The organism is Methylophaga sp. UBA678, assembly GCF_002299105.1.
Taxonomy (GTDB): domain Bacteria; phylum Pseudomonadota; class Gammaproteobacteria; order Nitrosococcales; family Methylophagaceae; genus Methylophaga; species Methylophaga marina.
This window is the reverse complement of record NZ_DBNG01000004.1, coordinates 41,473-65,354: the sequence shown is the minus strand read 5'-3', so window position 1 is coordinate 65,354 and position 23,882 is coordinate 41,473. Positions and strand designations below refer to the sequence as shown.

The following is a 23,882-nucleotide window of genomic DNA, read 5'->3' as shown; positions in this document are numbered from 1 at the left end:
TAACTCTGATAATAATAAACAGTAAAACACGTATTTTGCTGCACTACGAAAGGCAATGGCTATGAAAGTATTATTTTCGAATCCTCCATGGTACAAAGAAGCCACACCAGAGACGCCTGGCTGGCGAGGCGTAAGAGCTGGTTCCCGCTGGCCACATACTTTTCAAGTGCATTCGCACACAGTGGTAGATGGCATCATTCAGGAACATATCGGAGGCTATTTACCCTTCCCTGTCTGGCTAGCTACTGGCGCAGCCTATGCCAAGCGAGAAGGGTTTGAGACGGTTATTCGTGATTCACTTTCAATGGGTGAAACATTTGATAGTTTCTATCAGTTCATCAAAGAAAGCCGACCTGATTTCATTGTTATCGAGAGCTCAACCCCGACTGTAAAAACCGATCTTAAGATCGTGAGTCAAATTAAGGCACTGCTTCCTGATGTGAAAGTAGCGTTTACAGGACTTCATACCGAGTTTGAAGATGAAACGTTTTTAGAGCAAAACCCGGTTATTGATTTCACCATCTATGGTGAATACGAAACAACCGTAATCCAGCTTTTATGCGCGCTCAGAGATGGCCGCTCATTGGAAGATATTCCTGCGTTGATCTATAGGGATAATGGAAAAATATATCGAAATGAAGCTGAAAAAGAATCAGAACAAGACGTGTCTGAGACTATCGAAGTAAGCCAGGTGAAAAAGAATGAGTATGGCAGATTGCCAGACCTTTCTACCATGCCTTGGGCTGAACGTGAGGGTTTACCAAACCTGAACTATTTTGATGGTGTCTGTGGACTTGAGCGTCCTCAATTGCAGTTAATGGCTACACGTGGATGTCCTTACGGCTGTATTTTTTGCGCGTGGCCGCAGATGTTATTCCGTAGTCCTCGTTATCGCATGCGTACGACGGATGATGTCATCGAGGAAATTAAAGCTAACCTAGAAAAAGTGCCTTACAAGAGTATTTATATCGATGACGACACGGTAAATATCAATAAAAAGTTTGTACTTGAGTTAGCCGCTAAGATGAAGTCTTCTGGTATTGGTAATCGCATTCCATGGTCAACGATGGGTAGAGCCGATTTGATGGATAGGCAGACATTGGAAGCACTAAAAGATGCTGGATTATTCAGTATTAAATATGGTGTAGAGTCAGCCGAGCAGGGAATCCTAGATGAAATTGATAAACGGATGAATGCCGAAAAAAATATTGAGATGATCAAGCTGACATCAGAGCTGGGTATTCGCGTACATCTCACGTTCACATTTGGTTTACCTAGTGATACAGCTGAAACCATTGAGAATACAATCGATATGGCCTGTGGCTTGCCGGCTGATACTGTTCAATTCTCTATTGCTACGCCATTCCCTGGGACAGAAATGTATCGTTTATACGATGAAAAAGGTTGGATCGTTTCCAAAGACTGGGATGATTACAATGGATCAACGGTAGCAGTGTCGAGAACAGAAAACTTCACTGCAGAAGAGCTTGAGGCTTATGTCAAAGAGGCATATCGTCGTTTCGACCAAGCCCAGGTAGAGAGAGCGTTTCCGGCAGAAGAAGTCACCATAAAACTGAAACAAACACTAAGTCATCTAAACAAGGGCGATAGCGTCGTTGTTATGCAATCCTCACGTGTTCATCTTACTCGTTGGATTATTACCTCTCTTGCGAAGTTAGGTCTGGATGTACATGTCTTAACACCTGTTCGATTTAAAGATGAATTCTCTCCCGTGCTATCAGAAGATAAGATTCATGCTTTCTCCGGCAATAGTCATTTTCTTAGCGACATGCTTAAACCTGAGTTGGACGTGCTGAAAAATGATATCAATTTTAAAGGTGCTTTTATTCCATACACATTTGAGAATCGAGATGGGTATCAAGAGGTAGAGAGTGTCGCTTCATACTTGGCAGGCAACATTACCGCTGGTGTGAGCCGGCGTGGTCAGATTTTTTCGTATAACTCATGAGGGTATTGGCAATTGGAGCATTATGGGTTCCATATATACGAGAAAATTGGTTTGATGCACTTCAGGCAGTATTGGGTGAGCAAGTTATTTGTGTCAATGCTGCACCGTTGTTGGTAAACAAAGAACGTTACTCGACTCAGCCTGAGAGTTTTCATTGTGCCTATATATACGACTTGGTTCGTCGTGAGCATATTGACTACATATTCTTCTATCATGATTGGATTTTTGCTGATTACCCAGATACGTTTTTTGAAAAGATACGTTCAGCAGGTATCAAGATCGTTACCTTTCTTCCAGATGATGAGCCAGAGGTTTGGTACCAAAGAAACACACAGTTTGATCATCATTATGATGTAATTGCTTCTCACTCATCTCGTGGTGTAGAGAGAAGGAAGCAAAGTGGCTGGGCAGATAGGGTGATATACCTGCCATGGGGCTACAATCAACGTCAATGTTATCGCTTGGATGATGTTCCGAAATCGATTGATATCGTCTTTTTCGGTAAACATAAAGTGAATGAGCTTGATGACAAATCCTATTTAGAGGATGGACAGCAAAGAGAAAAAATTCTTGAAGAATTAGCAACGCTTGCAAAGTCCCGTGGTTGGCTTTTTAAAATATTCGGCTATGGATGGGATAAACATCCAACGCTGTCCGAGTATGCTGGTGGTGTGCCATCGCAGGTAGAGATGGTTAAGATTCTTAATTCAACAAAGATTGTTTTTAATCCTGCTTGGTCATCGGATGGAACTGATGCTGTTCAAACAAAACTTCGTCACTTCGAAGTGCCTGGCTGTGGAGCTTTCCAAATTACCAATACTAATTCGGAACTGGCAGAGCTTTATGAGCCGGATAAAGAAATCGTTTTCTATGATAATGATGAAGCTTTATTCTCCAAAGTAGAATATTTCCTCGAAAATAATAACGAACGAGAACAGATAGCCGATGCGGCTTATCAGCGGAGTTTGGCTGAACATACCCTGGATCATCGTGTGGGCATGCTCTTTGACACAATGGAGAAGCTTTACCCATTAGAGAAGCAAACTTCACCATCATTACCTGACGTTGAAGTTATCTCGATTACCTCACAGCAAGCATTGCAGACATTTCACCAGCAAATTAAAGATAAGACAGTTCATTTTAGAGATGACCAGTGGATTCATATTCAAGCCGGCAGGTTCGACAAGCTCATTGTTTCCTACTCTACATTAAGTCCTTTTTTAAAGCGGTTTCCTGATCAAATACTCGAGGTCAGTAGCTATATTGATTTTGAAGGTAATCTCACATACAACCCGCTTCAACCAAAACTGGTTGAGAAGCACTCTACCTTGCTTGATGGTGCTGTCGACGATGAAATTCTCTTTCCTCTTCTGGGTGATGAGAAGACCACAATCCTTCTTGGAATCAAGAAAAATGCCAAGATACATTTGCTGATCAACTATATTGTGCCTGGGAATAAACTTGCATCATTCCTAGATTATTTCTTTGATACAAGCAGTCAAGAAGAGCTGGCTACCATACCAACAGGGCGTATCGTCACCGAGGCTGTAATTTCAGTGCCTGAATATTTGAGTTCTGCATTTCCCTACATTGATAACTTTGAGTACGTAAAAAGGTTGAGAAGATTGCTCCCTGTTTTTGCCGAACAAAAGATGAGAGTGGTCATTTATGGTATCTCTGGAATGGGGCAGACAACACTCGATCTCATCAGTAACATCACACCTAATCTACAAATTATTGGCATTGTGGACCGTTCTCTAAAATCGAGTGAGTTTATGGGGCTTCCTGTCTTTGCAATGACTGAGTTAGAGCAGGTTGAGATGGATATCCTCATTTTGACAGCAGGTGCTTCAGGACCAAGTATTTATCAGGATATAAACTACTTAGAAGGAAAGGTATGCATCCTACCGTTATACGATCTAGCTCACCCTGTATGGAGCACAATGGGGCTATGAGTATTCTGTTAACGGGTGCCACAGGTTATGTCGGCCAACACATTAAAACGGCATTTGATAGCGAATGGCAGATTTTAGGTGTTAGTCAGCATGGTGATATTGACCAAAATATAGCCGCTTGTGATTTGTCTGATGAACATGCAGTTGTTGAGCTGACACAAACAGTCTCTCCAGATGTGATTATTCACGCGGCGGGTGATAAGAATATACAGCGATGTGAGCGTGATCCTAGTCTGGCTTATCAGGCGAATGTACAAACAACGCTCAATCTTATAAAAGCCTTTCCTGATGCAAAAATAATCTATATTTCAAGTGACTATGTGTTTTCAGGTGACCGAGGTGGATACAGAGAAACTGATCCTATTTCTCCTCTAACAGTTTATGGGAAAACAAAGGCCTCAGCTGAACTGAATGGTTTAATCTTGAGCGACCAATTTTATGTCTTAAGACTAAGTGCACTTTATGATGGAGAAGCGACCTTCTTGAGATTTCTCCGGGAGCAGTTACAAAGCGGTAAAGCGGTCGACTGTTTCGATGATGCCTTCTACTCACCTACTTTTTATAAAGATTTCTTGAACGTTCTAGATAAACTCGTGATGACGCCAAAATTATCTAATCGGGTCTATCACGTCTGTGGACAGAGAATATCGCGATTTTTCTTTGCTAAGTTATTTGCCAGAAGTGCTGGTTTTGATGATGAATTAATTCTTCAAGCCAGTCGACTGCATGGTGAAGTGCCATTTTTATTCGGTGATTTGTCGTTAGAAAATACCATGACCTGTGAGTCACTTGATGTCACCGTTGGCACACATCATGCGTACCTGAACTCACTGGAGGTACTCGATGAAAATTCTATCGCCGTATCAAACCTTTGAAGATGAGCGGGGTATATTACTTGGGCTACTGAATGAAGGTAATTGGGAAGAATTCAATTACCTAGAGACCAAGTCTGGTTTATCTCGAGGCAATCACTATCATAAACTCACGAGAGAATTTTTCTTCATTATTGAAGGTGAGGGTGAAATACACATACAAGATGAGTTCGGGCTAGTGACAGAATACCCTTTTAAACCCAAAGATTTGTTTGTTATAGAGCCAGGTGAAAATCATACCTTTTATTGTAAGTCTGACACAAAATGGATCAATGCATTATCTAAAAAATTTGATAATGAGGCTCCTGATATTCACAGAAGATAAATTAGGAATTTAGAGAATGAAGTATGTCGTATTTGGAGCTGGAGCCTGTTCTGTAAGAATTGAATATCAGTCGATTCAATTAGGTTTTAAGATTCTATGTTACATCGATAACGACCAGTCCAAATGGTACAAAAAACGTCTGGGTCTTGAAATTCTCCCTCCACAGGAGGTACTTGAAAAAAATTACGACAGAATATTAATTGCTAGTGAAAAGCATCATGAAAAAATGACAGAGCAATTAGTCGCGCTAGGTATTAAGCGAGAAAATATTCTGATCTTCAGTCATTTAAAAAGAGAAGATCTTCAAGGTGGACGTTGCTTGAATTATCGCCATGATAACTTCGAAGCCAAAACACAAACTTTAGACAGTTGGATTGAGACATTTGAGCTTGGCGACGTCATTTCAGATGACTACTCACATGTCACAATGGAAACTAAAAGTCACTATTCACTCATTTCCGATTTGTTAAAGGCTTATGAGTTAGCAAAGGAAAATGCAAAAGATGTATCCGCACCTTATCAAACAGGTCAAAATTGGGAGCAGTTCCTAAAAAATACGCGACCAGAATTCTATCGTTCTCTCAAAGAAAATAAGTCTAATTTGGCACCATTGTTAGCTAATTTTTTTCGTAATGATTTGAGCACAGGTATTTTTGGTGGCAAACATGGGTTCGATGATTATGTGAAACATCCTGATATGTCAGCTGGTTTCAGAAGTTTATTTAATATTTGGGCATATAGTTTGGGCGAGGCACCCATTAAGGAGCTAGATTCGCCGAAAGTCGGCAATCCATACGGTCATCTTATTGAAGACTCTCTTGTCCACCCAAATAATTTTCTCAACCATTACCGAGGTCGCTACATTAGTCAGTTAGTAGGTGAACTCGCTAGACCTGTGATTGCTGAAATTGGTGCTGGCTATGGTGGGCTTGCCTATTATTTAAAGAAATTCAGTCAGTCATGCTGTTACGTAAATTTTGATTTGCCTGAAAACTTGCTCATTTCTTCATATTACCTATCCATCATTTACCCTGAGTTGAAAACGCATTATTACACTGGAGAGGAAGATTTAAGAGACTTGATCGCTGAATTTGATATTGTCCTGTTACCACACTTTTGTTTACCTCAGTTACCGGACCTATCGATCGATTGCTTCATCAACACTATTAGCTTATCTGAGATGAGCTTTGAAACGATAAATGAATATCTCAAACAAATTCAGAGAACAACTAAAAGCTATTTTTATCATGAAAACCTCATTAATAATGGTCAAGCCTATACTTATTACCCAATCGATTGTTTTCCAGAGCTAAAAGACTTTCAGTTGCTAGCTAGACAACCTTCACGTTGGCCATTTTTTTCAGCAGCTTCACATGAGCACTGTCATGTTGAACAACTATTCCTTCGTAAAAATGCGTCAGCCATCTGAGTTTAATCTGTCAAATATGGAGAACAATAGACCTTACTTAGCATTTGGTACCCCTGATTTCACGGAACATGAAATTGATGCTGTAGCTAGAGTGATGCGAACAGGTTGGGTTGGAATGGGAAATGAGACTTTAGAGTTTGAGAAAGAGCTTGCAAGCTATCTTGGTGTTAAGCATGTTGTATCCGTCAACTCTTGCACATCAGCATTATTTTTATCACTGTTGATTGGTGGGGTTGGAGAGGGAGATGAGGTAATTGTCCCCAGTCTGACTTGGTGTGCTACCGCAAATTCTGTGATGTATTTGGGGGCTAAAGCAGTTTTCTGTGATGTTGATATCGAAACCATGTCAGTTACAGCCGAATCTATTCTTGCTAAGGTCACTCCCAAAACACGTGCCGTTATCATTGTACATTATGGTGGGTTGGCCACGGATGTTGTGAAACTTCGCCAGTTTCTTCCCGAATCCATCCTCATTATAGAGGATGCAGCTCATGCTATGGGAGCTCGATACAGTGGAAATGATTATGTGGGATCATCAGGAAATTTAACCTGTTTTAGCTTTTACGCGAACAAAAACCTATCTACAGCTGATGGTGGAGCCATTGCGCTCAATGATGACAACGTTGCTGAAAAGCTCAGAAGACTTAGGATGAGTGGTATGGGCTCTAATGCATGGTCTAGGTATTCTTCTCCTTCTTTACAGAAAACAGAGCTTCTGACAGAGCTTGGTTATAAGATGAACTACACAGATCTACAGGCCGCGATTGGCAGGGTTCAATTGAGTCGTCTGAAAGAGATGACAAGCCATCGTCATAACTTGGCACGCTATTACAAAAAATGTTTGGACCAAGCTGGTATTGAGGTAGCTTTTCAGCGAGATGTATTTAGTGATAAACACGCAGTTCATTTATTTGTGGTGCGTTTTTGTCAGAAACAATTCCGACTGACACGAGATGAACTGTTTAAATATTTAAGAGAGGCGAACGTGGGGGTCAGCATCCATTATTTACCTTTGCATATTCAGCCTCTCTACTCCCAAATGAAAGAATCTTTACCTGTTACTATGAGATTATCTGAGGAAATCATGACACTACCAATGAGTGCTCGCATGACATTTGAGGATATAGATTATGTCGTCGGTACTCTCGATTCCATCCTAAATAGAAAGAATACATAAGATGAGTGTTGAGAATTTAAACACCGAATATGGCTTTGGCGGACGCTTATCATCAGTATTTCCCTCACAGATTCTGATGGACATTACCGAAGTGTGTAACCTCGCTTGCGTACACTGCCCGCATCCCAGCTTTAAAAATTCAGCACACTATGCCGGACGATTCCTAGATGTCGAACTTAATGAAAAAATGATTGATGAAGTCAAACATTATGGTAAAGGCAGCACTCAATATATCCGGTATGCCAGTAATGGCGAGCCTTTAGTTCATCCTCAAGGGTATGACATGATTGAGTCTGCCGTAAAACATTCAGGGGTTTATGTCACGCTAACGACCAATGGAACCATAATGAATGAAAAACGCACGCAGAGGCTTCTCGATGCGGGTGTACACATGATAGATATCAGTATTGATGCATATAGAGAAGAAACTTATAAAGCTATCAGGGTTAACGGTGATTTAAATGTGACACGGGATAACGTGTTGAGACTATTAAAATGGGTCAAGGAGTCAAAATCACAAACAAAGGTTGTAGTCAGCTTTGTCGAACAGCCCAACAACGCCGATGAAGTATCTGATTTTGAGAAATTCTGGTATGACGCCGGCATTGATAGGGTTGTCATAAGAAGGATGCATTCTTGTTCAGGCGCGTTAGGAGAGCTTGCAACACAACGTCGAGAAATTCAATTAGATAAGCCACGAAAACCCTGTTTGTATCCATGGGAGCGAATTGTCGTTAACGCAAAAGGAGAACTTGCTTTTTGCCCCTCTGATTGGGTGCATGGTTCAACGATACAAGATTATCGAGATACATCCATTAATGAAGTCTGGCAAAGTGACTTCTATAAGGCGCTAAGACAAGCCCATTTAAATAATGAATATTCTAGACATTCGTTTTGTGGAAATTGTCCTGATTGGGCTTCAACACGTTGGCCTCATGAAGGTCTTAGCTATGCAGACATGATTACGGAGTTTCAATCATGAGGCATGATTGGCAGTTGACGGTTTCAGCAAGTGATCAAATTTCGGATGCTGTAGAACTTATCCCTGGCTGGACTTCACAAGAACAACTGATGAGTTTATTTAACTTGACGTTAGCAACGGCTCACCTAGACGGCGATATTATTGAAGTGGGTTCATGGTGTGGTAGATCTGCAATTGCGATTGGATTTGCTATCAAGCAACTAAAGAATGCTCACTTGCATTGCGTTGATCTTTTTCCAGCAAAAAGAGATTGGTATAAAAACGTTGATGGTAGCTACTCATTCAAAGTTCAGGTTAAGGAAAAGCTCATAGAGGCATACCAGGACCAGACTGTTTGGGCTGAACCTTTCCATCAAGAAGTCTTGCCTGTTTATGAGATTCATGAAGAAAGTGAAGAGATATTTCGCCACAACACAAGGCATTGCGGATTGGGTAATTATATTTCTCCACATAAAGGAAATCTGACCACTTTTCTGGAGTCTGTATCGCCTGAATTTAAAGTTCGTATGGCTTTTATTGATGGGGATCATAGTTACGAATCGGTTTGTTCCGATATTAGTCTTATTGAAACGAGACTGGTGAGTGGCGGATGGTTATGTTTTGATGATGCTTTTTCTAGTTATGATGGTGTAGATAAAGCGATACGTGAAAAAATAATAGAAAGTAATCAGTACGATGTATATCAACAACTAACTAGAAAGTTATTTGTTGCTAGAAAGCGTTGAAGTTGAAAATGAAAAATCGACAAGACCTGATCAACTCTCAGTTATCTGACAGTGAAAAAGCTTATTTTTTAGATAACTATGCAACAGTGAAGGAGAGTGCTGTTGTCAGAGGAATGATGCCCACAATAGTTAATCCGTATGCCTCTACTTTGATGATCGGTATCAATACCGTTCTTAACTCTGATAACAATGCCGCCTTTGTGCCTATTTCCCATCCAGTAAAGTTTGCATTAGGAAGAAATGCAATTATACAAATCGGTGACTCATGTGATCTGAACGGCTGTTGTATAACGGCTTATGAAAGCGTTGTTATTGGTGACTATGTTCAAATAGGACCAGCGACATGGATTACAGATACTGATCTTCATTCATTATCTCCAAGCGTACGGCGAAGCCAGTTGAATGGTGAAAAAACTGATGCTAATGAGGTGAAACGTCGTCCTGTCAATATTGGTAATGATGTCTGGATTGGGGCAGGTGTGACAATACTCAAAGGAGTTAATATTGGGGATGGGGCTGTCATAGGTGCTGGAAGTGTTGTTACAAAAGATGTGCCATCAATGAGCTTTTTTGCAGGGAATCCTGCTTCACTTGTAAGACAGCTGGAGGATTAACTCTTGAGGGTTGGCATCATTCAGTCTTGTTACATCCCTTGGCGTGGTTATTTTGATTTTATTAATTCTGTTGACCTATTTATTTTTCATGATGATTTGCAATACACAAAGGGAGATTGGAGAAATAGGAATAGAATAAAAACTCAAAAAGGGATGAACTGGCTTACAGTACCAGTGCACTACTCCAAAGTAGAACAGCTGATTTTGAATACGGAGATTGATTACTCAAGAGCTTGGCCAAAGAAACACCTTGCTCAAATACAAGCAAACTATCGAGGCGCTCCCTATCTAAGCGACGTCATAGACATAATGTCTACCATTAATACACGTGAATTTAACACAATTAGTGGGCTGAATATTTTTCTCATTAAGCAAATTTGTCATTACCTAAATATTACGACGCCAATGATTATGTCTTCTGAGTTGCAAGTCACTGGAAAAAAAACAGAACGTTTGATTGAAATACTAAAAAAAGTTAACGGCTGCACTTATCTGAGTGGTGCATCAGCTGATGATTATCTAAAGAAAAGCATGTTTAGAGAAAATGGGGTTAGCTTAGAGTACAAATCTTATGATTACCCAGAGTACAGACAACTTTGGGATGGTTATGATGCAGGCTTATCAATAATAGATCTGATTGCGAATCAAGGCCCTGGCGCGCGAGACTTTATATCCAGTCTGTCGCCAAATCAGATTATCATTCCCTGAAAACAAGAACGTTGGAACACGAGAGCACTTTAATGAACTCCAATGATATTCAACTCACTGAACAAGCACGGAAAGTTTTGTTTGAACAAAATCATCCTGAGCTTAAAAATATCATTGTGAAGTTGCTGTCAGAACATTCATTTGATGAGATCACTTTACATGAGCAGGTAAATTGGCTTTTTGATAGCTTCCAAGCAGTGGTAAATCATGGTTTAAATAATGCTGTAGTAGTAAAAAGTTTGGTTGAATATCATGCTCAGCGACTTTTTTCCTTACCAGAGCTTAATTTATCTGATGCATGCAGACTCCTAGAGGCCATTCATGGCCTGAATTGGGTCGGCGCTGTTAGTTTGTTCGATATGCGTGGATACAACAGAGCTGGTGTTCAGCCTTTCTATCACTATCTCAAGCAAACACAAAGCGGGTCAAAAATAAACACGAGCTCACATCATCAAAACCAAGTAGAGAATTTAAATATTGTCTATATGGTTCATTATGCTGATATGAACAGGGGCAATGCCCTAGGGCCAATGATGAAAGATTTGATCATCAATCATAACCAGCAAAGTGTCTTTAATATTACTTGTTTTTGTGTTCAATGGGCTGAGCAACGTTATATCGATGAATTAGTCGATGCTGGAGTTAGGGTAAGAGTCATTCCACAAGAAATCAGTTATAAAAGGCTGGATGAGCTGAAACACGTTTTGGGTGAGGCCAATCCTGATGTCATTATTTCTGATGTAGCTTCGCCAGTTGCTACTTGGTTGTACAGCCAAAGAGTGGCTAGGCTGCAAATGTATCTTGATCCGGGATATCCGCATTGGAATATCCCCGAGTTAGATTGGGTGTTATTACCAGGAAAGTCATTTCAGTCAGGATTTGATATTCCAAGAAATCGCGCGAGCAGTGTTCGGATTGCTATTACAGATCAGGTTTTTCCAAACATTAAAGATGCATGCATTGATATTTCAGATGATTTCGAATTTAGTTTTGGTTTGTTTACTCGCCTCGTGAAAGTGAATAGTGAGTTATTACACATTCTGAGTGAGTTAATGGAGACGTTGCCTGAGGCCAAGCTGCTTATTGTGGGTAGTGGAAATAGTGATTTAATTGCTAACTGGTTGTCTGAATCTACCTTTTCTGCACGTGTAACGTTTATAAATCAGATGGTTGAGTTGCAATGCTATAAAGACAGAGTAAAGGTTTTTCTTGACACCTTTCCGTTCGTGGGAGGGTTGGCTTGTCGAGAAATGATGTCTTATGGCATACCTGTCGTATCAATGCTTGCAGGTGAGTGGGATGAGCTGTTAAAGGAACAGAGAGATTTGACGACGCTAGCCAGTTCACATAATGAATACCTACAAATTGCATGTCAGTTATACAGTGACCACACATATTATGAAGAGGCGCGCAAGAAATCATCACTGCTTGCAAATAAACATAATGATCCTTCAATAATGATAATGGATATTGAAAATGGCATTAAACAAGCCATTGCTAGCCTAGGTTTGCATGAACTGAAACAAAAACTCAATGAATAAAATTCAAATAAAAAAGCCAGTTTTTATCATAGGGTGTGGTCGCTCAGGGACAGGGCTGCTGTTTGATTTATTAGGACAACATCCAAGTTTAGTTAAGACTATGGGATATCCTGATGGTGAAGACCATCTGGGGTGGGTGGAGCATGGGAATTGTGTCATGGCAGGTATTGGCAACCACACAGCACCACAGTTTGGAACTGGAATTAACGGGTTTCAGGTGTGTTTACCTATGTCAGATAATGATGTTACTGATAAGACAATCTCTCGTATGCATCAGTACTATTTTAATTCGGTTCTAAATGGTGATACCTCGCTACGGGTAATTAATAAACAACCTCATCTCTCTAACAAACTACATTACCTTCTCAAGATATTTCCAGATGCAAAAATTATCCACATAATTCGGGATTGTCCTGCTGTGGTAGCTAGTTGGAAAGCTATCATGAATGCCATTAATAGTGTGTTGTTGTATCTTCCTCCTGATGAAGAGAATCCATGTTTTTGGTTAATGCCTCGGCCAGAAGATAAAACTGCAAGGGAGCTTCTAGATAAACATCCACATATCTATCCGGGTGGGGATGGTGCTGTTTTTATTGATTATTGGTGCAAGGTGAATAAAGCAATTCCAAATGAGATGAAGGTGTGCCCTAGTCAACTCTTGACTATTCGATATGAAGACTTAATTGAAAATCCAAATGAGATGTTAAAAAAAATCGATGATTTTTGTGAGTTGGCGCCTTATGAGTATGCCGTGAAAGATGTTCAGAGAAACACAGCAAACAAGCATAAAGCCTTGGTTGATGAGGTATTAGCAGAGAAGATAGATGTGAATGCAATGGCCGTGAGGAAAATGTACGGCTATCTTTCGTCTGAAGTTAAAATGCCATACAGTCTATACATTCCTGAATCTAATAGGCACCAACAATGAATGGGACAAAAATAAGAGTTATTACTTATTTAGCCAATCATCCTTCATTTTTAGTCGCTATACATTGTTTTTTTGAATCATGGCGGGCTAACTGTGGTATTAACCCAGAAAATATCTCCCTTACACTCTATACGCTTAAAGATATATCAAAGCAGCAGCAATTATATCTTCATCATTTAGAACAACTTTATTCAATTGAAGTAAAGATTGTACCGCCACAGAATTACGAGGTATTTGGCGACTATTGGCCATTATCTATACTGAAAGATAGTTTTGATGACGATATTGTTATTCTTGCTTCTCCCCACATGTTGGTTGCAACTGATAGTGCCTCTATTCTTTTAGAAAGTCAGCAGGGTAATCGCTTAATCTTATCTCGTTATGCAGAAAGTAAGGTGAAAACGGGCGAAAAACTATATTCACCGAGGTTGATAATTGGTACTTCAGACTTGTTTGCCATACTTCGAGATGAGTTTGTACCAGAGCTTGAGTCAAGCTTGCCATTAATTGCTGATAATTTGGAGAGTAAAAGTCCATCACTATTCCTATCAGAACTTTTTACTCGTGTTTGTCAAAGAAGTGTTGTCACAACCAGAGCTTTAGAGTGGTTTGAGCTGTGTGACTTTTTCTCAAGTGATTCTAAAGTAGAGGCTTTAGAGTCAGAAAAAAGCAACTTTTATCTGATCAGTGATAGTACGCATCTTGAATTCACTCAGAGCCAAATTTTCTACAGCAGAAGTCACCTCGACAAATTCATAGAAAATTCCGAGCCTGAGGGCCCATGGCGTGCTTACCATAAAGTGCTTAAATCACTTTGGAACAATATTAAAATTAAGCACGAGACAGACGTCTCAAGGCTGAGCTTCTTCAAAACTACCTCACAACCCTACTATATTTATGTCGGTGATATGGGATTTAGTCAGAAGTCGGCAGGCATGCGTGCACTTTATTACTTATGTCATGCACTTAACGTAAAAGGTGCCGAGGCATTCCTTGTCGGGCATATCGAAACTGAAAATAATTTAAGAACCCCCTTACTAACTGAGCAGCAACTCAACGAACATATTGAGCAAAATAGACTACCCATTGTTATCTATCCTGAGGTGATAAGTGGTAATCCACTGCAATTACCATTTGTAGTGAGGTGGTTGCTCAATAAGCCTGGTTTTTTAGCAGGTGACGAGGTCATATCTGATAGTGAGTTGGTATACGCTTTCACCAGTGATTATATTCCTATGGGGCGCTCTCTTCCTCTGCTGACCGTGCCTATCGTTGACAATAATATTTTTAACAATAAAAACAACCCTGACGATAAACATCGAGAGGGGCGTTACTTTTACGCTAATAAATATCTTCTCAAGGGTGGCAAATTAACATCAGATATTGGTGATGCAAAAAGTCTCTGCCAAGACGTTAAAATTACACACCATGAGCTTGCCGAAGTCTTACGGAAAGCTGAGTTACTATTTTGCTATGAGCCTTCTGCGATTATAAGGGAGGCACTACTCTGCGGCTGTCCCGTGGTGATGATTCCTAACCCTCTTCTTGAAGATAACTTAAGTCATCCGATCGCTGGTCATGGTATTGCCAGCTTTCCTGATGAAGAAGAAATTGAGCGCGCTAAGCAGACAATCCATATAGTAGAAGAACAAAACGATGATTTTCTGCAGTACTGTTGGGAAGGGGTTGAAGAATTTATTCGGACTAGTCAACAACTGCCACTTTCGATCGAACTGAGCGACCAAATATGGTACGAAAAGACTCAAAAATTTCTTTCATCAGTATCTTGTAAGCCACATGATATACCAAAGTTTGGTCCAGTTTTGTCTGCAAAAAGATGGCTGTCAAACTCAAGCTTTGTTGCGTCACAAGTCTCACATCTTGCCGAGCGTATGGTGAACCAATGGCAACAACAACCGAGTTTTCATTTACTGCTCATTGTTAATCCTAGGGAGCTGCATGCTCTCTCCAATACGATTGACTCTCTTGAACAACAGCTCTATCAGGCTTGGGGTTTGACTATCCTGAGTAATATTCCGGCCCCTGATGCTTTTTCCGCTGTGCCAGAAAATATTGAATGGGTTCAGATATCAGGGGAAAATATCAATCAAGACATTGAGCAAGTTGTCACAGCCGCTCAGCTTGACTGGATTATGCAATTAATCCCTGGAGATAAATTAGCCCCACATGCCTTATTGAGCTTTGCTGATACGATTAACTTAGAGACACAAGCACAGTTTATCTATAGTGATGAGTTAGTCGATGAGTCAAAAGCTGATATCTGGTTCAAACCGGAGTTTAGTCTTGATTATTTGAGGGCCTATTCATATTTAGGGCGTTCATTTATTGTCAGTAGAGAAGCCTTTGAACAGGTCGGTGGGTATTCGAATCTTGCTTACGTTCATGCCACAGATATGGCATTTAAGGTGTATGAGCAGTATCAGCAATTAGCGTTTTCTCATGTCCCCGATGTCTTGCTCACATCAATTCCATTAGATATTAATAGAGAGCAATTGGCCGAAAATGAATGGTTGACCCGCCATGCGCATCTAAACAGGTCCGGTATTTCTGCCACAATATCGAACCCCAAAAACAAGCCGCGATTCCAGACGGTCTACAGTACGAAAAATCAGCCCAAAGTCTCTATTATCGTTGCTCATCATAACTATGTTTCCTACCTTGCCCGATGTTTGGAAGAGTTAGAGCTCAACACGACCTATATTAACTATGAAGTGGTCGTTGTAGATGTCATGAGTGATGTCGAAGATCTCGAAGATGTGTATGCTGAGATGTCAGAAATGTGGGGGGAACGTTTTGTCTCAACGCGTTTTGAGCAGAAAAACTACTCGGCAGCTATTAACCATGGTGTGAACATCGCTAGTGGTGATTATATTGTTGTTATGTCCTGCTTTGCTATGGCTGTGAACGGCAATTGGCTAAATGAGATGATGCCATTGTTGGCCAGAGAGGATGTGGGTATTGTTGGCTCTCGAATCCTCGATGACAAAAATCATGTCATTCATGCTGGTGGCGTTTTCGGAATTACTGATGACGTTAGTGGTATGTTCCAAGGGCTGGATATTACAGATTCTGGTTATATGGAGCGTGCACATTGTATTCAGCAATATTCCTCGGTGTCATCAGCTTGTTTCGGGATTGAAAAACAGACATTCATCAAGGCTGGTGGCCTGTGTGAAAATTCATTCTCTGATACACGCTATACCGTTATGGATTTATGTCTCACTATCCAGCAGCAAGGTAAAAACGTTATCTGGTCACCTTATGTGACCTTGTTTCAGGACAAAAAGCTGGCGGAGCAGTCAAATGGTGTGGCCGATTACAATTCTGGCAGAGAAGAATTCATCGTCGAAAAGTGGTCTGATTTGTTTACACACGATCCTTTCTATAATGACAACCTGAGTCTGCGATCACGTTTTTTTGCCGCCGAGGTAGATATCCAGCGGCAATGGGACCCGAGGTTTAATTTAAAAACACGGGTTGTTGTTTTTCCTCTTAATGGTTCTGGCACTGGCCAGTATCGCATGATTGCACCAATGCAGGCTTTGGCAGAACGAGGTGATGTAGAACTCACATGGATGCCGTTTCATGAGTTTAAAGAACAGCCCTTATTGCCGACTTTATTTGAGTTGATGCGATTGAAACCCGATGTGCTCTACGTGCAGCAAATGTTGAATGATATCAGCTACGAATTTCTGAAAGGGGTCAAACAGCATACGTCAATCAATATCGTTTTTTCCTTGGATGATCTGGTCACCAACTTGCCAAAATTGAGTGACAGAAAAAAACTAGTATTTCGGGACATGCGTTCAAGGCTCAGAAAAACACTCGCTTTATGTGACCATACAATCGTCTCTACCGAGCCATTAGCGGAGCTATGTCGTCAATATACTGACAATGTGACGGTTATTCCTAATAGGTTGGAGTCACAACGCTGGTTAAATCTATCCTTACCACAGAAAAAAGCTCACCAAAAGCCCCGAGTGGGTTGGGCGGGGGCGAATCAGCATGCGGGCGATTTGGCTTTAATGGCTCATGTTGTTGAATCATTGGCAGATAAAGTGGATTGGGTTTTTATGGGGATGTGCCCGCTTGAACTGAGGCCTTATGTCAAAGAGTTCCATCAATTTGTGTCGTTTAATCAATATCCACAGGCTTTAGCCGATCTTGATTTAGATTTGGCTCTCGCACCTCTAGAGGAACACCCTTTTAACGAAGCGAAAAGTAATTTACGTCTGCTTGAGTATGGCGTCATGGGCTGGCCTGTGATTGCCAGTGACATCTATCCATACCAGCAAGATGGCGCGCCTGTGACGTTAATTCCAAATGATGAGGCTGTGTGGGTAGAAACGATCCTTGCCGCTTTAGCCGAACCGGAGAAAATTGCCGCTCAAGGTCGGCAGCTTAAAAACTGGGTATGTCAAAAATTTATCCTTGAAGAACACTTGGATGAGTGGTTGAAGGTGTTTAATTTTAATAAAAACAATTAGTTAATGATTTTTGTCGCAGCTGGTTAAAAAACTGGTACGCAAACTGCTTTACTCCCATCGAGTCTGGTAACCCTTTGTGGCTACAGGCAAATAATATTTGAAATGGGAGAATTCAAATGCCATTAATCGTAAATACTAACCTTGCGTCGCTTAATGCGCAGCGGAACTTAACAAAATCGCAAGGTGATTTGAACACTGCATTACAACGTTTATCTTCTGGTCTTCGTGTTAACAGCGCCAAAGACGATGCTGCAGGCTTATATACTGCCGAACAAATGACTGCGGATATTCGTGGTGCTAATCAAGCGGCAAGAAATGCTGCAGACGGCATCTCATTTGCTCAGGTTGCTGAAGGGGCCTTGGCTGAAATCACTAACAACCTTCAACGTATTCGTGAAATAGCGGTACAGTCAGCTAACGGCACAGTCACAGATAGAAATGGTCTGCAAGCCGAGGTAACGCAGCTTGAATCAGAAAATGCCCGTATTATTGCAAGTACCCAGTTTAACGGTACTCAGGTCCTGGGTGGCGTCTCTTTGACATTCCAGGTTGGAGCCGATGCTGCGGATACTGTCACAGTGGCTGCTACCGCTGCTACCACAACCACCGCTGACGTTTCCACTTCAACGGGCGCTTCAACGGCACTGGGAACATTAGATACTGACATTAATAACCTAAGCCAACTGCGTGCGACCTTCGGTTCTATTCAAAATAGATTTGAGGCCGTTATTTCTAACCTGCAAAGTTTGGCTGAAAATACCAGTGCTGCACGTAGCCGAATTATGGATGCCGACTTTGCTGAAGAAACAGCAAAACTAACACGCGCTCAGATTTTACAGCAAGCGGGTACATCTATCCTCGCACAGGCGAATACCTTGCCACAGAACGCTTTATCGCTTCTTCAGGGCTAAGCTGAAAAAAAGTAAAATGTGAACTGGGTCAGACTTTTGCAAAGTCTGACCTTTTTTTTTGTAAATTGTCTTAAAGAAAATCTCACTCCCTGCCGCTAATGTTTTCGGAGGCGGTAAAAACTAGAAAATTCATAGTTTGTCCGCCATGTATAAAGCGAGCCTAGCTCGACCCTATGAGGGAGTAAATCTCATGGCATTAGTAGTTAACACAAACATTGCATCATTAAACGCACAACGTAACTTAAACAAATCTCAAAGCACACTGAATACATCTCTACAGCGTTTGTCTTCAGGTCTTCGTATCAACAGTGCAAAAGATGATGCGGCTGGTCTATACACCGCGCAGCAAATGACAGCAGATATCCGTGGTGCGAACCAAGCAGCTCGTAATGCTGCTGATGGTATCTCCCTTGCGCAGGTAGCAGAGGGTGCATTAGCTGAAATCAGTAATAACCTACAACGTATCCGTGAAATTGCCGTGCAGTCTGCTAACGGTACTGTAACTGACCGTACAGGTCTATCTGCTGAGGTTACTCAGCTTGAAGCTGAAAATACTCGTATCGTGAATAGTACTAAGTTCAATGGTACTGCAGTTTTGAGCGGCTTGAGTATCTCAATTCAAGTGGGTCAAGACAGTGGTGATACAGTAGCTGTATCTGCATCTGCATTAAGCAACACAACCGCTGATGTTTCATCATCTACTGCTGCATCAACATCCTTAGGAACATTAGATACTGACATCAACACCGTTAGTACATTGCGTGCAACATTCGGTTCAATTCAGAATCGTTTTGAAGCTGTAATCTCAAATTTACAAAGCTTCTCAGAAAATACTTCTGCTGCCCGTAGCCGTATTGTTGATGCTGACTTTGCTGCTGAAACTGCTGCTTTAACCAAAGCGCAAATTCTGCAACAGGCTGGTGTATCCATCGTATCGCAAGCGAACGTTATTCCTCAGTCAGCATTATCACTGTTGGGATAATAACAAAAGGATGAAGCGCATGGGCCTGGTGGGTAAACTACTCTCCAGGCTTTATGCCGTTTACAAAGTAGTTAGATTAGGAGGAAGACAATGGCTAATAATGATCTGTTAGTGCAATCTGCCCTTCAATCAGTGCAAAACAATGTTACTAGTCAGTCTAAACCGGTTACGCAATCTGTTCAGACTGAGACTGTTACTGAATTATCTGTTCAATCTCAAGCTCTTCAGAAAGAAGCTGAGAAACAGAATAGCCAGCAGCAACAACGTGCAGACGATTTGCGTGATAAGGTGGCTCAACTTAACGATTATATGCAGAATATGAACCGTAACCTGCAATTTAGTGTCGATGATACGAGTGGTGATACGGTGATTAAAGTAATTGACTCAGAAACTGAGGAAGTGGTCAGGCAGATCCCTTCAGAAGAGATACTTGAAGCTAGACATGCTGCTGAAAAGTATCGCGGTATATTGCTAGAAACAAAGGCTTGATTGGCTCAAAACTTGCTGCAATTTTGCAATTAAGTTTAGGCGGAGAATTGACATGGCGACAATTTCATCATTAGGCGTAGGAACGGGACTCGATCTGGAGAGCATTGTTACGGGCTTAATGGATCTTGAGCGTCAACCGCTCGACAGACTCGAGAGCAAGCAGAGTATTATCAACGCACAGATCAGTGCTTATGGTTCATTTAAGAGTAAACTCGATTCTTTTCAAACGGCCATGGCGTCGTTGGCAAGTGCATCCAGTTTTAAGGTGTTCCAAGCTAATTCACAAGATGAAGACTTATTCACAGCGACATCGACCAGTTCAGCATCGGCTGGTTCCTACAATATTAATGTCACCCAAGTTGCCAGTCGAGATAAGTTAGCGTCATCTGCATTTACTGATTACAACTCAGTAATTGGCGAAGGCACACTGAGTATCAGTGTGGGAAGTGAGAGCTTCGATGTCGCGATAGACTCCAGTAATAGCACCCTCGCAGGAATTCGTACCGCCATCAATAATGCTTCTGATAACACTGGCGTAACGGCATCAATCATTACAGATGATAGTGGTGCCAGATTGGTTCTGACATCAAACGAAACCGGGACTGAAAACGCGATCAGTGTCTCTGTGAGCGGTGATAGTGATGGTAATAATACCGATACATCAGGTCTATCGGCTTTTGTTTATAGCTCTGGCGGTACACAAAACTTGTCATCTATCTCCACGGCAAAAGACGCGATTGTTAATATTGATGGCTTCACGACTACCAGTAGTTCAAACTCCATAGCCAATGCTATTGATGGAGTGACATTAAACGTAAAAGATGTGGGTAGTTCGACACTCGATATCACAAGAAATGATGAGGCTATCTTAGAGTCAGTAAACGAGTTTGCTTCGGCATACAATGCGTTGATGACAGAAATTAAATCTCAGCGAAGTGGTCAATTAGAGGCGGACAGCACACTACTTACAATTGAACGCCAAGTCAGAGATGTCTTCAACTCGGGAGCCAGTATTACCGGCTCGAGCTTTAGTTATTTAGTTGAAGCAGGCATTTCTTTTGATAAAAATGGTGTGATGACGGTTGATGAAGATAAAGTCAATGAGGTCTTAAGTTCTGACTTTAACTCATTTGCGAACCTGTTTTCAGCTGAAGGTGAAGGTTTTGCTAATCGTTTAGAGTCTCTAGCTGATACCTGGTTACAAACAGATGGACTGATTGACTCAAGAGAAGAAGGGCTCAATTCGCGTTTAAAAAGAATGGATTCGCAAAAAGAGCAGATGGAAGCACGTCTTGAAATGACGGAAACACGTTTACGAGCTCAGTATGCAGCCATGGATACCTTGGTCAGCAGTTTACAATCACAAGGCAATTATTTGATTTCGCAACTATCCGCCTTGAATTCAAAATAAAGTAGTATGATCCCTAGGCATTAAGGATTGGAGTATGCAGGTAATGGTGAATAAAAAAGCGATGGAAGGTTATGGCCGCAATGCCATAGAGTCGGAAGTAAATTATGCCTCGCCCTATCGAATTATTCAGATGCTGATGGAAGGTGCGCTTGCTCGCGTCGCCACTGCAAAAGGCTGTATTGCCCGTAATGAAATTGCTGAAAAAGGTCATCAAATTTCTTGGTGTATCCGTATCATAGATGGTTTAAAAACCAGTTTGGATGCTGAGAAAGGTGGCGAAATTGCCGAGAACCTGGATTCATTATATGACTATATTACTCGCCGCTTACTCGAAGCGAATGTGAGTAACGATGTCGCTATATTAGACGAAGTCACTAAACTTCTTGAAGAAATAAAAGCTGGGTGGGACGGGATTCCCCCTGAGTTTCACTAGTTATGTCTGAGATAACACGTCTAAAACAGGTATTAAGATTAACTGAGGACATGAGTGCTGCAGTGAATGCTGGCAAATGGAGTGATGTCTCCACTTTGACAAAGCTACGAGCAGATTTAATGGAAAGTATCTTTCCTCTTGATAGTCATGTTGACCAGTCAGAAGCGCGTCCATTAATAGAACAAATTGTGACGTTAAATCAAAATGTTGAACAACGTTGTCGTGATGCAAGACAAACGATCCAAACCGAGTTAGGCCAGTTTAATAAAAACAAAAAAGTGGCAGCAGCCTACCAATCTAACTAGTACGTCACATCTTGCTTAAAATTAACCCGTCATAATTTTGACAATGTCTGCCAGAAAATGCTTAACTCCAGTTATTCAAGGCTTATCGCCAGTTCAAAACCCAGTGAAGAGATGGAGTGAGTATGAGTGTAAATAATGTATTGGTCGTGGAAAGTGATATTGACCGATGCGAGATGTTAAGCACACTCATTGAGTTTATAAATTGTCAGCCGGTTGTGATTTCAGAATCAGACCTTTGGTTTGAGCATGTAGAAAACCTTGATGACGTGGTGATGGCCATTGTGGGTGACTGTGGCGGGCAAAATCAAACTAAGCAGTTACTTCGAGAACTGGTTAATCATGACTCACGGGTTCCCGTCTTTGTTCTTGAATCTCCATCTGGCGAAGCATTAGACTTTCCAGGCACCATCGGTTCTATTCGTTACCCCATTAAATATCCTCAACTCAGCAATGCGTTACAGCAGGCGACCATCTATCGGGGTATGGCGGCTGAAGCTAGCACACCCAATAACTTATTTCGGTCACTGGTAGGTAATAGTCGGCTCATTAAGAATGTGCAGCGGATGATTGATCAGGTCTCTGATTCAGAAGCCAATGTGCTCATTCTGGGCGAGTCAGGAACTGGCAAAGAAGTCGTTGCTCGTAACTTACATCACTTTTCATCCAGAAGAGATAAACCCTTTGTGCCAGTCAATTGTGGGGCCATTCCAGGAGAGTTACTGGAAAGTGAGTTATTTGGTCACGAAAAAGGCGCTTTCACTGGGGCGATAACGGCCAGAAAAGGACGTTTTGAAATGGCTGAAGGTGGCACATTATTTCTGGATGAAATAGGCGATATGCCACTGCCTATGCAGGTCAAACTGTTACGTGTATTGCAAGAAAGAACCTATGAAAAAGTAGGTAGTAATAAAACACAAACAGCCAATGTTCGCGTGATTGCCGCCACACATCGTAACCTCGAAGAGCATATTGCTGATGGTCGGTTCCGTGAAGATTTATTTTACCGACTGAATGTCTTTCCTATTGAAATGCCAGCATTAAGAGACAGACCAGAAGATATTCCGCTGCTTATTCATGAATTGATTAAACGTATTGAACATGAAAACAGAGGCACTATTCGACTCACCCCTGCTGCGATTACCTCATTATGCCGTTACCCATGGCCTGGAAATGTACGTGAATTAGCGAATGTGGTCGAACGATTAGTGATTCTCTATCCATACGGCACGGTCGATTTTGATGACCTTCCAGAAAAGTATCAGCTAGAAGGTGATGAGTTACCTGAAGAAATTACCAGCATCATTGCCGCTGGCCCACAGCAAGAAGCTTCAAGGAATCTACCTGAGACATCGCCAGAGATTAAACCCGTGCCAGAGACATCCTCTGACCCAGTTAATTCATCTTCTGGCCCAGAAGATATGGTGTTGCCAGAAGATGGTATTGATCTGAAAGAACATCTTGCCAATCTTGAATATCTATTGATAAAACAAGCCATAGATGATGCTGAGGGCGTGGTTGCTCATGCAGCGAATAAACTGAAAATGCGTAGAACAACGCTAGTAGAGAAAATGCGTAAATACGGGATTCAACGCGATACTGAATAATCGAAGAAGCAACG

Annotated in this window: 19 protein-coding genes and 1 pseudogene; all 20 read left to right on the top strand. The window is 41.4% G+C overall.

The window, feature by feature from the left end; genetic code table 11:
- Positions 1-61 precede the first annotated feature (61 nt).
- Positions 62-1,969 (top strand): B12-binding domain-containing radical SAM protein, encoded by a 1,908-nt coding sequence (locus B3014_RS01755; protein WP_289244623.1) that lies wholly within the window; start codon positions 62-64, stop codon positions 1,967-1,969.
- A gap of 5 nt (positions 1,970-1,974) precedes the next feature.
- Positions 1,975-3,924 (top strand): glycosyltransferase, encoded by a 1,950-nt coding sequence (locus B3014_RS01750; RefSeq protein WP_289244624.1) that lies wholly within the window; start codon positions 1,975-1,977, stop codon positions 3,922-3,924.
- Complete coding sequence (locus B3014_RS01745) at positions 3,921-4,799, top strand: SDR family oxidoreductase (protein WP_289244625.1); 879 nt, start codon at positions 3,921-3,923, stop codon at positions 4,797-4,799. The genes B3014_RS01750 and B3014_RS01745 overlap by 4 nt, the downstream gene beginning before the upstream one ends.
- The gene (locus tag B3014_RS01740; protein ID WP_289244626.1) at positions 4,768-5,121 is read left to right on the top strand and encodes a cupin domain-containing protein; all 354 of its coding nucleotides are present in this window, start codon (positions 4,768-4,770) and stop codon (positions 5,119-5,121) included. Before B3014_RS01745 ends, B3014_RS01740 begins: the two co-directional genes overlap by 32 nt.
- A 16-nt stretch (positions 5,122-5,137) precedes the next feature.
- A complete protein-coding gene (locus tag B3014_RS01735) occupies positions 5,138-6,550 on the top strand; it encodes a putative sugar O-methyltransferase (RefSeq protein ID WP_289244627.1) in 1,413 nt (470 codons plus the stop codon).
- Positions 6,507-7,727: a DegT/DnrJ/EryC1/StrS family aminotransferase gene (locus B3014_RS01730; protein ID WP_289244628.1), complete on the top strand. Its 1,221-nt coding sequence runs from the start codon at positions 6,507-6,509 to the stop codon at positions 7,725-7,727. The genes B3014_RS01735 and B3014_RS01730 overlap by 44 nt, the downstream gene beginning before the upstream one ends.
- 1 nt (position 7,728) lies before the next feature.
- Positions 7,729-8,709, top strand: a complete 981-nt coding sequence (locus B3014_RS01725) for a radical SAM/SPASM domain-containing protein (RefSeq protein WP_289244629.1) — start codon at positions 7,729-7,731, stop codon at positions 8,707-8,709.
- Positions 8,706-9,434, top strand: a complete 729-nt coding sequence (locus tag B3014_RS01720) for a class I SAM-dependent methyltransferase (RefSeq protein WP_289244630.1) — start codon at positions 8,706-8,708, stop codon at positions 9,432-9,434. The genes B3014_RS01725 and B3014_RS01720 overlap by 4 nt, the downstream gene beginning before the upstream one ends.
- 449 nt (positions 9,435-9,883) lie before the next feature.
- Positions 9,884-10,030 (top strand): annotated as a pseudogene (locus B3014_RS15065) (DapH/DapD/GlmU-related protein); the annotation flags it as partial.
- Between the two features lie 21 nt (positions 10,031-10,051).
- Complete coding sequence (locus tag B3014_RS01710; RefSeq protein ID WP_289244631.1) at positions 10,052-10,756, top strand: WbqC family protein; 705 nt, start codon at positions 10,052-10,054, stop codon at positions 10,754-10,756.
- A gap of 32 nt (positions 10,757-10,788) precedes the next feature.
- A complete protein-coding gene (locus tag B3014_RS01705; protein WP_289244632.1) occupies positions 10,789-12,297 on the top strand; it encodes a hypothetical protein in 1,509 nt (502 codons plus the stop codon).
- The gene (locus tag B3014_RS01700; protein WP_289244633.1) at positions 12,290-13,225 is read left to right on the top strand and encodes a sulfotransferase family protein; all 936 of its coding nucleotides are present in this window, start codon (positions 12,290-12,292) and stop codon (positions 13,223-13,225) included. Before B3014_RS01705 ends, B3014_RS01700 begins: the two co-directional genes overlap by 8 nt.
- Positions 13,222-17,733, top strand: coding sequence for a glycosyltransferase (locus B3014_RS01695; protein WP_289244634.1), 4,512 nt, complete (start codon positions 13,222-13,224; stop codon positions 17,731-17,733). The genes B3014_RS01700 and B3014_RS01695 overlap by 4 nt, the downstream gene beginning before the upstream one ends.
- Before the next feature lie 116 nt (positions 17,734-17,849).
- Positions 17,850-18,644 carry a flagellin gene (locus B3014_RS01690; RefSeq protein ID WP_286305604.1) on the top strand — a complete coding sequence of 265 codons (795 nt, stop codon included), beginning with the start codon at positions 17,850-17,852 and terminating at the stop codon, positions 18,642-18,644.
- 190 nt (positions 18,645-18,834) lie between these two features.
- On the top strand, positions 18,835-19,626 hold the full coding sequence (locus B3014_RS01685) for a flagellin (RefSeq protein ID WP_289244635.1): 792 nt from the start codon (positions 18,835-18,837) through the stop codon (positions 19,624-19,626).
- Positions 19,627-19,716: 90 nt separating this feature from the next.
- Positions 19,717-20,115 carry a flagellar protein FlaG gene (locus B3014_RS01680; protein ID WP_286305602.1) on the top strand — a complete coding sequence of 133 codons (399 nt, stop codon included), beginning with the start codon at positions 19,717-19,719 and terminating at the stop codon, positions 20,113-20,115.
- A gap of 52 nt (positions 20,116-20,167) precedes the next feature.
- Complete coding sequence (fliD, locus tag B3014_RS01675) at positions 20,168-21,526, top strand: flagellar filament capping protein FliD (RefSeq protein ID WP_289244636.1); 1,359 nt, start codon at positions 20,168-20,170, stop codon at positions 21,524-21,526.
- A gap of 34 nt (positions 21,527-21,560) precedes the next feature.
- The gene (gene fliS, locus B3014_RS01670) at positions 21,561-21,959 is read left to right on the top strand and encodes a flagellar export chaperone FliS (RefSeq protein WP_286305600.1); all 399 of its coding nucleotides are present in this window, start codon (positions 21,561-21,563) and stop codon (positions 21,957-21,959) included.
- A 2-nt stretch (positions 21,960-21,961) separates the two neighbouring features.
- Positions 21,962-22,264: a flagellar protein FliT gene (locus B3014_RS01665; protein ID WP_289244637.1), complete on the top strand. Its 303-nt coding sequence runs from the start codon at positions 21,962-21,964 to the stop codon at positions 22,262-22,264.
- A 122-nt stretch (positions 22,265-22,386) separates the two neighbouring features.
- Entirely contained in the window at positions 22,387-23,868 is a 1,482-nt protein-coding gene (locus B3014_RS01660) for a sigma-54 dependent transcriptional regulator (RefSeq protein ID WP_289244638.1), read from the top strand.
- Positions 23,869-23,882: the final 14 nt, after the last annotated feature.

What these genes read in the sequence shown, in the direction of transcription:
- B3014_RS01755 (WP_289244623.1), top strand. Translation starts at nt 62, where the DNA reads ATGAAAGTATTATTTTCGAATCCTCCATGGTACAAAGAAGCCACACCA.
- B3014_RS01745 (WP_289244625.1), top strand. Translation starts at nt 3,921, where the DNA reads ATGAGTATTCTGTTAACGGGTGCCACAGGTTATGTCGGCCAACACATT.
- B3014_RS01740 (WP_289244626.1), top strand. Translation starts at nt 4,768, where the DNA reads ATGAAAATTCTATCGCCGTATCAAACCTTTGAAGATGAGCGGGGTATA.
- B3014_RS01735 (WP_289244627.1), top strand. Translation starts at nt 5,138, where the DNA reads ATGAAGTATGTCGTATTTGGAGCTGGAGCCTGTTCTGTAAGAATTGAA.
- B3014_RS01730 (WP_289244628.1), top strand. Translation starts at nt 6,507, where the DNA reads ATGTTGAACAACTATTCCTTCGTAAAAATGCGTCAGCCATCTGAGTTT.
- B3014_RS01725 (WP_289244629.1), top strand. Translation starts at nt 7,729, where the DNA reads ATGAGTGTTGAGAATTTAAACACCGAATATGGCTTTGGCGGACGCTTA.
- B3014_RS01720 (WP_289244630.1), top strand. Translation starts at nt 8,706, where the DNA reads ATGAGGCATGATTGGCAGTTGACGGTTTCAGCAAGTGATCAAATTTCG.
- B3014_RS01705 (WP_289244632.1), top strand. Translation starts at nt 10,789, where the DNA reads ATGAACTCCAATGATATTCAACTCACTGAACAAGCACGGAAAGTTTTG.
- B3014_RS01700 (WP_289244633.1), top strand. Translation starts at nt 12,290, where the DNA reads ATGAATAAAATTCAAATAAAAAAGCCAGTTTTTATCATAGGGTGTGGT.
- B3014_RS01695 (WP_289244634.1), top strand. Translation starts at nt 13,222, where the DNA reads ATGAATGGGACAAAAATAAGAGTTATTACTTATTTAGCCAATCATCCT.
- B3014_RS01690 (WP_286305604.1), top strand. Translation starts at nt 17,850, where the DNA reads ATGCCATTAATCGTAAATACTAACCTTGCGTCGCTTAATGCGCAGCGG.
- B3014_RS01685 (WP_289244635.1), top strand. Translation starts at nt 18,835, where the DNA reads ATGGCATTAGTAGTTAACACAAACATTGCATCATTAAACGCACAACGT.
- B3014_RS01680 (WP_286305602.1), top strand. Translation starts at nt 19,717, where the DNA reads ATGGCTAATAATGATCTGTTAGTGCAATCTGCCCTTCAATCAGTGCAA.
- fliD (WP_289244636.1), top strand. Translation starts at nt 20,168, where the DNA reads ATGGCGACAATTTCATCATTAGGCGTAGGAACGGGACTCGATCTGGAG.
- fliS (WP_286305600.1), top strand. Translation starts at nt 21,561, where the DNA reads ATGCAGGTAATGGTGAATAAAAAAGCGATGGAAGGTTATGGCCGCAAT.
- B3014_RS01665 (WP_289244637.1), top strand. Translation starts at nt 21,962, where the DNA reads ATGTCTGAGATAACACGTCTAAAACAGGTATTAAGATTAACTGAGGAC.
- B3014_RS01660 (WP_289244638.1), top strand. Translation starts at nt 22,387, where the DNA reads ATGAGTGTAAATAATGTATTGGTCGTGGAAAGTGATATTGACCGATGC.